The organism is Collinsella sp. CLA-ER-H6, from assembly GCF_040092305.1.
Taxonomy (GTDB): Bacteria; Actinomycetota; Coriobacteriia; order Coriobacteriales; family Coriobacteriaceae; genus Collinsella.
The window spans coordinates 31,862-39,067 of sequence record NZ_JBBNLS010000022.1; the positions used below are offsets into that span (position 1 = coordinate 31,862).

General features: G+C 59.2%; 6 protein-coding genes and 1 rRNA gene. All 7 read right to left on the minus strand.

Going from position 1 to position 7,206, the window contains the following annotated elements; translation table 11 throughout:
- Positions 1-95: 95 nt before the first annotated feature.
- Positions 96-2,480, minus strand: coding sequence for a tRNA (adenosine(37)-N6)-threonylcarbamoyltransferase complex transferase subunit TsaD (gene tsaD / locus AAAX77_RS09120; protein WP_349105935.1), 2,385 nt, complete (start codon positions 2,478-2,480; stop codon positions 96-98).
- Positions 2,467-2,973, minus strand: coding sequence for a tRNA (adenosine(37)-N6)-threonylcarbamoyltransferase complex ATPase subunit type 1 TsaE (gene tsaE / locus AAAX77_RS09125; protein ID WP_006235849.1), 507 nt, complete (start codon positions 2,971-2,973; stop codon positions 2,467-2,469). The genes tsaD and tsaE overlap by 14 nt, the downstream gene beginning before the upstream one ends.
- 12 nt (positions 2,974-2,985) lie before the next feature.
- Positions 2,986-3,606, minus strand: coding sequence for a uracil-DNA glycosylase (locus tag AAAX77_RS09130; RefSeq protein WP_006235848.1), 621 nt, complete (start codon positions 3,604-3,606; stop codon positions 2,986-2,988).
- Positions 3,607-3,614: 8 nt separating this feature from the next.
- Entirely contained in the window at positions 3,615-4,760 is a 1,146-nt protein-coding gene (gene alr / locus AAAX77_RS09135) for an alanine racemase (RefSeq protein WP_035137770.1), read from the minus strand.
- Between the two features lie 2 nt (positions 4,761-4,762).
- Positions 4,763-6,379 carry an NAD(P)H-hydrate dehydratase gene (locus tag AAAX77_RS09140; protein ID WP_349105936.1) on the minus strand — a complete coding sequence of 539 codons (1,617 nt, stop codon included), beginning with the start codon at positions 6,377-6,379 and terminating at the stop codon, positions 4,763-4,765.
- Entirely contained in the window at positions 6,380-6,919 is a 540-nt protein-coding gene (gene acpS, locus AAAX77_RS09145) for a holo-ACP synthase (RefSeq protein ID WP_349105937.1), read from the minus strand.
- A 175-nt stretch (positions 6,920-7,094) separates the two neighbouring features.
- A 5S ribosomal RNA gene (gene rrf, locus AAAX77_RS09150) occupies positions 7,095-7,206 on the minus strand; the annotation flags it as partial.

Consider the following 7,206-nt stretch of genomic DNA (forward strand, 5'->3'; position numbering starts at 1 on the left):
AAGAAGGCCACTTAATGTGGCCTTCGTCTTGCGCAGGACTGTAGAGCAGGAAACCTTATATCCGGCCCCTCCGTCCGGGGACCGCGCCGTACCAGCTACAGCGTCATGTTTGGATCGGCGTCGACGTCGAACGGCGAGATTTCACCTCGGTCGAATTTACGGCGAGCGACCTCCGCGATCATGGCTGCGTTATCGGTACAGGCAGACAAGGGCGGCACCGTTACGCGAATCCCCTGACGTCCAAGCTTCTTGATCATCATCTCGCGCAGATGCGGGTTGGCCGAGACGCCGCCGCCGATGCAGTATTCCTTACATCCGGTAGCGTGCAATGCGTTTTTGGCCTTCTTGTACTGCACGTCAAAGACAGCCGCCTCAAACGAAGCCGCCAGATCGGGCAGGTGAATCGTGCGCCCGGCTTTGGTCTCTTGCTCGATGTAGAGCGTCACCGCCGTCTTGAGGCCCGAAAGCGAGAAACGATAGTCTCCCCTGCTGTTAAGCGCGCGGGGAAAATCGATCGCCTTGGGGTTGCCTGTCTCGGCCAGCTTGGAGATGATGGGGCCACCGGGATAGCCCAGACCCAACGCCTTGGCTACCTTGTCGAAGGCCTCGCCCACAGCATCGTCGAGTGTCTCACCAAGCACCTCGTAGTCGCCCCATGCCTTCACGTGCACGAGCATGGTGTGCCCGCCCGAGACAAGCGTGAAGATGAACGGCGGCTTGAGGTCGGGCTGCGCCAGCAAGTTGGCAAACAGGTGCCCCTCCAGATGGTTGACGCATACGAGCGGCTTACCGGCAGCGTAGGCAAAGCCTTTGGCAAAGGCGACACCCACCACCAGGGCACCCACCAGGCCCGGACCTTGCGTCACGCCCACGGCGGCAAGCTCACTTGGCGCAATCGCCCCACCCTCAAGGCCAAGCGATGCCGCGGCATCCTCGAGCGCCGCATCTACGACACTCACAATCACCTCAACGTGCTTGCGCGAGGCGATCTCGGGCACCACGCCGCCAAAGCGGGCGTGAAAATCAATCTGTGTCGACACCTGGTTGGCCAGCATATTGCCATCCGCATCGATAATCGCCACGGCCGTCTCGTCGCAGGAACTCTCGATAGCGAGCACTAGGCGACGGCGCTCAATTTCAGCGCGCTCCTCAACGGTTCGCTCGGGCGCAGGCAGCGGCCATACACGCTGCTCAGCCGCCGTCGGCTCGGGCGAAGCGTTGTCGACCGGGAGCACCAAGGGCAGCGGCGCCGTCATGACGATGGCATCTTTGCCAACACCGTAGTAACCGCGGCGACGGCCAGCCTCGGTAAAGCCCAGAGCGTTATAAAGCGCGATCGCTCCCTCGTTGCCGTCCTCGACCTCGAGCGAAGCCGTGGTGCAGCCGAGCATCTGGGCATCATAGCTCACATGCGACAGCAGCTTGCGGGCAATGCCCTCGCGGCGATGTGCCGGGTCGACGGCGACATCCAGAATCTGCACATCACCGTCCACGACCATACCGCCGGCAAGGCCCAGCAGCTTGCCGTCGTCGTGTGCCACCCACCAACTACGCGGCGCAGCGACGTCCTCGCCCAGTTCGGACAGGAACATGCCCGGCGTCCACGCCTTGTGTCCGGCACCTTCAAAGCAGGCAGCCTCTAGCGCGCTCGCGCCCTCGGCATCCGCCGCGCCCATGGGACGGAACTGCAGATGACGACCGGCGAGCTCATCGGCAACGCCCGTAATTTCGCTCTGCGCACTCTCGGCAAGACCAAGACGTTTGCGCTCGTTTTCCTCGGCATCAGAAAGGCGCGTGTAAATCGGCAGGACGCGAGCCGGATCGCCGTCACCCGCAGCGTGCGCGAGCAGCAAGCCCTCGCCCGAAGGCCACCACAGGTCGCGCTCCACGCAGCGGGCGGTCTCGTCCTCACCCAGCAGCTTGCCATAGCGCACGAGACCGTCACCGGTCAGCTGAACCTGGTCCCAGTCCGCTGCTTGTCGCCACTCATCGAGCGCCACGGCGGCCTTGACCACGTGTTCGCGCTCAAATTGACGCTCGGGACCCTCATCGACCAGCATATACAGCGCCGGATATACCTCACCGCGCATAGCATCGGCCAAGATACCAAGCTTGCCGCGCACGCCAGCCTTCCACGCCGTCCAAGCGCAAGCGTCGAGCGTCGACACGCCCAGCAGCGGAACATTGGCACCGCGCGCGAGGCCCTTGGCAGTGGAGATGCCGATGCGCACACCCGTAAACGACCCCGGGCCGCGGCCGACCACGTAGTAACCAACATCGCTGCGATCCAGACCGGCTTGAGCCAGCACGCCATCAACGGTATTCACGAGCTCAACGTTGGCGTGACGGCGACACATGTGGTCGCCACTCACGAGCTTCGTCTCGCCCGTCTGCCCATCAATCCAGCTTGCCGCGCAGGCAAGCATGTCGGTCGAAGTATCGAGCGCCACCACCAGCGCGTTGTCGTTATGCAAGCTCATCTTGTACAGCCTTATCAATCAAATGGGAAAGCTCCATTGCGCGGTCACCGTGCGCCTCGAGCGTTATCGTTCGCACATCGCTGTCGCCCTCATCACGCTTGAGCGTCACCGAAAGATACTCATCCGTCAGCTCGTCTTGGAATTGTTCGCCCCATTCCAGCAGGCAAGCACCCTCATAGCCCAGCACATCGAAAATGCCCGTATCCTCGAGCTCGTAGGCATGCTCCAGGCGGTATAGATCAAAGTGAAACAGCGGAATACGGCCTTGATCGTGAACGGCCATGAGCGCAAACGTAGGGCTCGTAACCATATGCCCATCGCCCAGCCCGCGCGAGACGCCCTTGGTAAAGTGAGTTTTGCCCACCCCCAGGCCACCGGTCAGGATGAGCACATCGCCGTCCTCAAGGCACGGTGCAATTAGCTCGCCAAAGTACTCCGTATCGGCAGCGCAAGTCGTTTTGTAAGTACCTACCCCCAGGCGCTCCAGGGACATATATGCTCCTTATTATTCCGAGGCGTCCTCTGGTGCGGGATGTCGCTCCAGATAGTCGCCCAGCATCTTAAAGTCTTCCTCCAGCAGTTCCTGCCACGCCGGATTGCGTAGCGCTGCTGCCGGATGGAACGTGGGCATTACTACAAAATGCCCCATCTGGTGGAACCTGCCACGCAGCTTAGTAATGCCAATCTCGGTCTTAAGCACAAAGTGCGTCGCGGGGTTGCCGAGCGTCACGATGATATCGGGCCAGATGCTACGAATCTGCTCACGCAAAAACGGCGAGCAAGCCAGCACTTCCTCGGGACGCGGATTGCGGTTTCCCGGCGGGCGGCACTTAAGCACGTTGGCAATGTAGACGTCTTCGCGTTTGAGCCCCGCCAGCGACAAAATGCCGTTGAGGTCCTCGCCTGCCGCCCCCACAAAGGGCTCGCCCTGCAAATCCTCATTGCGGCCCGGCGCCTCACCGATAAACATCACGCGAGCGCGGGGGTTTCCCACGCCAAACACGATGTTGTGACGCGACTGGTAGAGCTGGCAGAGGTGACAATCGCCCAGAACGGCCTCGATTTCCTCGAGTGCGACCTCACGTGGTGCCTGATGGGTATGGCCGGGGATGTGCATGACGCCCATAGCGGCTCCTACACGTAGACCTTGTCGAGGCGCATGCCAAAGCCGCAGGCGACCTCGTAGTTAATCGTGCCGCGCAGTCGGGCCATCTCGTCCATAGTGATCTCGGCATCGCCATCGCGGCCGACAATAATCATCTCGTCACCATATTCGGCCTCGGGAATCTCGTGTGCCGGGTTGGACTGAATGGCGACCATAAACTGATCCATGCAGATATTGCCAACCTGATGCACGCGCTCGCCGCGATACAGCACATCCATACGATTGGAAAGTGTACGCGATAGGCCGTCGGCATAACCGATCGGCAGCGTGCAGATCTGAACGCGCGTACGCGGTACGCGGTAGGTAAAACCGTAGCCCACGCCCTCACCCATCGCAGGATGTGCCACGCGCGTCACGCGCGCATGGACGCTCATAACGGGATCAAGCTGCATCACGCGGCCGCTCAACTCGCACGGCTGCATGCCATACAAGCCAACGCCGGCGCGGATCATATCAAAATGCATCGAGGGGTCGAGCATCGAGGACGGCGTGTTGGCGCAGTGCACGATACCGCACTCAAAACCCGCATCCTTAATGGCCTGAACAGCCTCGGTAAAGCGCTGACACTGCAGCTTGTAGTCCCAGCCCGAAGGTTCATCGGCCGTGGCGAAGTGCGTAAATACGCCGTCGCACTGAATACCGCGATGGAAATTTATACCGCGGACAAAGTCGAGCACCTGCGTGTAGTGAACGCCGATACGATTCATGCCCGTCTCGATGGCGAGATGATACTTGCCCACTTTGCCCGCCGCGACGGCACATTCGCCATACGCAAGAGCAAAGTCAGACGTATAGACCGAGGGCATGATATCAAACTCGAGCAACGTCGGAATGGCCTCGATAGGCGGCTCGCTTAGGATGAGGATGGGTTTCGTAATCCCGCCCTGTCGGAGCTCAACGCCCTCGTTAACCGTCGCCACGGCAAACATGTCGGCACCGGCCGAATACATGATCTTGGCGCACTCAACAGCTCCATGACCATAAGCATCGGCCTTGACCACGCAGCACAGGCGCTGACGTGGATTCAACAAGTTCTTATAGGCCCTCGTGTTGCGACGGAGCGCCCCGCGGTCGATCTCGACCCAGGACCAGCGCGTTAAATCGGCTTTATTCATGATTAGTCATCCGACCCTTCGCCCATGATTCCCAGATCTTCGAGCGCATCCTTTGCCGCCAGCTCCATGGCAGGACCGATCAGGTCGATAAGATCGGTCGCGATAACGCTCTTCTCACCATACTCCGTCGCCGCGGCAAAACCGGCGTAGCTGTGAAGTGCGACGGCGTACGAATACAGCAACTCCCAACGATCCATCTCGTCGCGCATGGTGGCAAGCGTGCCGGCCAAAATACCCGCGAGAACATCACCCGAACCGGCAGTTGCCAGAGAAGCCGGACCCGAGAGCGGCAACAGAACGCGCTCAACGCCACAGATAGCCGTCGTCGGCCCCTTGGCAATGACCACCAGATTGTCGGAGCCTGCAGCCCAGACAACCTTCTGCGCGGCTGCAATCGCGGTACCAAGGTCGTTCACCTCGTCACCGGCAACCAGACGCGAAAGCTCACGATAGTGCGGCGTCATAACCAACGGCTGCTCGCGACGATACATCTCGGGGTTACTATCAATACCGTCAATGGCAATCTTAGCAAGGCAGTTGAGTGCATCGGCATCCAAAATAAGCGGTACATCAAGCTCGAGCAAGCCCGAAACCACCTGCATAGCGCCGGCAGACGTCGTCATACCGGGACCGCACAGTACGCAGCTGTACTTCTTTGCAATCTCGCACACCGTCATGCGCGCAGCGGCGCCAAAGGAGCCGCGGGAATCAGACGGAATAGCAAAGACGGGAATCGAAGGAAGTGCCATGCGAATAAGATTAGCGCAGGCGTCAGGAGCCGCGACTGCCACGTAACCAGCACCCGCGCGAGCTGCAGACTTGGCCGCCATAATGGCAGCACCAGGATATTGCGCAGATCCGGCGACAATAAGCACAGAGCCACGGGAATACTTATCGATATTCGTAGGAAGTGGAGCAAAGTAATCAACTAAGTCACCGGGCTCGACAATCTCGGCGGCGTGGTCGACATCATCGATGACCTCGTCAAGACGGTCGTAAAGATTGCCACAGATCAAATCGCCAGCATACTCAGGGCCATCAGCGCTATACAGACCAATCTTGGGCGCAATCATCGTCACCGTATGCTCGGCACGAATGCAGTCGTCATCAACAACGCCCGTCTCGGCATTCAGGCCCGAGGGGACATCAATGCTTACGACACAATCGGCGCATTCATTGACCGTAGGAATCCAGATGGAGAACGGCGCACGCAGATTCCCATGGAAACCGGTACCAAAAATGGCATCGACAACAACATCGGCCTTATCGATCAAAACCTCGAGTTCGTCGCGCGAGGGGCCGACGCAAACGTGCACATCGCGGCCGGCAGTACGACGAGCAACATGACGTGCCAGAGCAGCAGGAATCTCATCCGGCTCAACCGGAGAAACGATATCGACGTCCACACCCTTATGGCTCAGAATATCGGCGGCAACCCAACCGTCGCCGCCATTATTACCAAAACCGACCAGAACGAGAACCCGATCGGGATTGAGCTTCAAGACCTCGTTGGCGGCAAACTCACCCGCTAGCTCCATAAGCTCGGCCTTCGAAGTCCCTTCGCGTTCGATGATATCCTCGAGACGAACGACTTCTTCGGTACTCAAAACCGGTTTCATCTATGCTCCTAGCGTATCTTGCGAAGCATCGCCCAGGTGCTCCGTCAATGCTGAATTCTGCAGCTGCTCGAGCTCATCTAAAACAGAGCGAGCCTCTTTAAATGTCTGCGCAACGCGTTTCTTGGTGCTCACCTTTTCATCTTTTGGCTTAGGCCGAGCATCTTCGGTAATCGCGATAGCATTCGCAACGGCTAAATCTCCTGTAAGCGTAATGGAAAGAGCAACCTCAACAACACCCAGCTCTTGAGCGATCTCGAGTGCACGGCCCGAAAGCAGTGCCTTCGGTTTGCCGAGTTTATCACGCGTTACCGAAACATCCTTGCGACCCACGCCTTGACTAAAACCTGTGCCGAGAGCTTTAAGCACCGCCTCGCGCGATGCAAAGCGGCTCGCATAGTGAGCGGCGGGGCGCGATGATGCATCGCAATACGCACGCTCTTCTTCGGTAAACACACGCCGAGCAAACGACGGCGTCTTATCAAGAATTGATTTCATGCGGGAAATCTCGACGATATCAACGCCGATACCAGCTTCAGCCATGTTCACCTCCATATCGCACAGACAAAGTTATTGTAGCCCGTTCACAGAAGATGCAACAAACGAGGGTTATAAAACACAGCTACTATGTGAGACAAAAGCCCGTAAACGCAAAAAAGGGGGAGGCCGCGAGGCCTCCCCCTTCTCAGTTCAAGCGTACGGTTCGGTGCCGTCCACCGGTCAGCGGCGCCCTGGCCTCCCACGGGCTGACCCCGCAGTACTCTCGGCGCGATGGGGCTTAGCTTCCGGGTTCGGAACGGGACCGGGCGTGCCCCCCATGCTCTGGCCGC

Excerpts from the sequence above, each read along its gene's own strand:
- tsaD (WP_349105935.1), bottom strand. The coding sequence starts at position 2,480 with ATGAGCTTGCATAACGACAACGCGCTGGTGGTGGCGCTCGATACTTCG.
- tsaE (WP_006235849.1), bottom strand. The coding sequence starts at position 2,973 with ATGTCCCTGGAGCGCCTGGGGGTAGGTACTTACAAAACGACTTGCGCT.
- AAAX77_RS09130 (WP_006235848.1), bottom strand. The coding sequence starts at position 3,606 with ATGGGCGTCATGCACATCCCCGGCCATACCCATCAGGCACCACGTGAG.
- alr (WP_035137770.1), bottom strand. The coding sequence starts at position 4,760 with ATGAATAAAGCCGATTTAACGCGCTGGTCCTGGGTCGAGATCGACCGC.
- AAAX77_RS09140 (WP_349105936.1), bottom strand. The coding sequence starts at position 6,379 with ATGAAACCGGTTTTGAGTACCGAAGAAGTCGTTCGTCTCGAGGATATC.
- acpS (WP_349105937.1), bottom strand. The coding sequence starts at position 6,919 with ATGGCTGAAGCTGGTATCGGCGTTGATATCGTCGAGATTTCCCGCATG.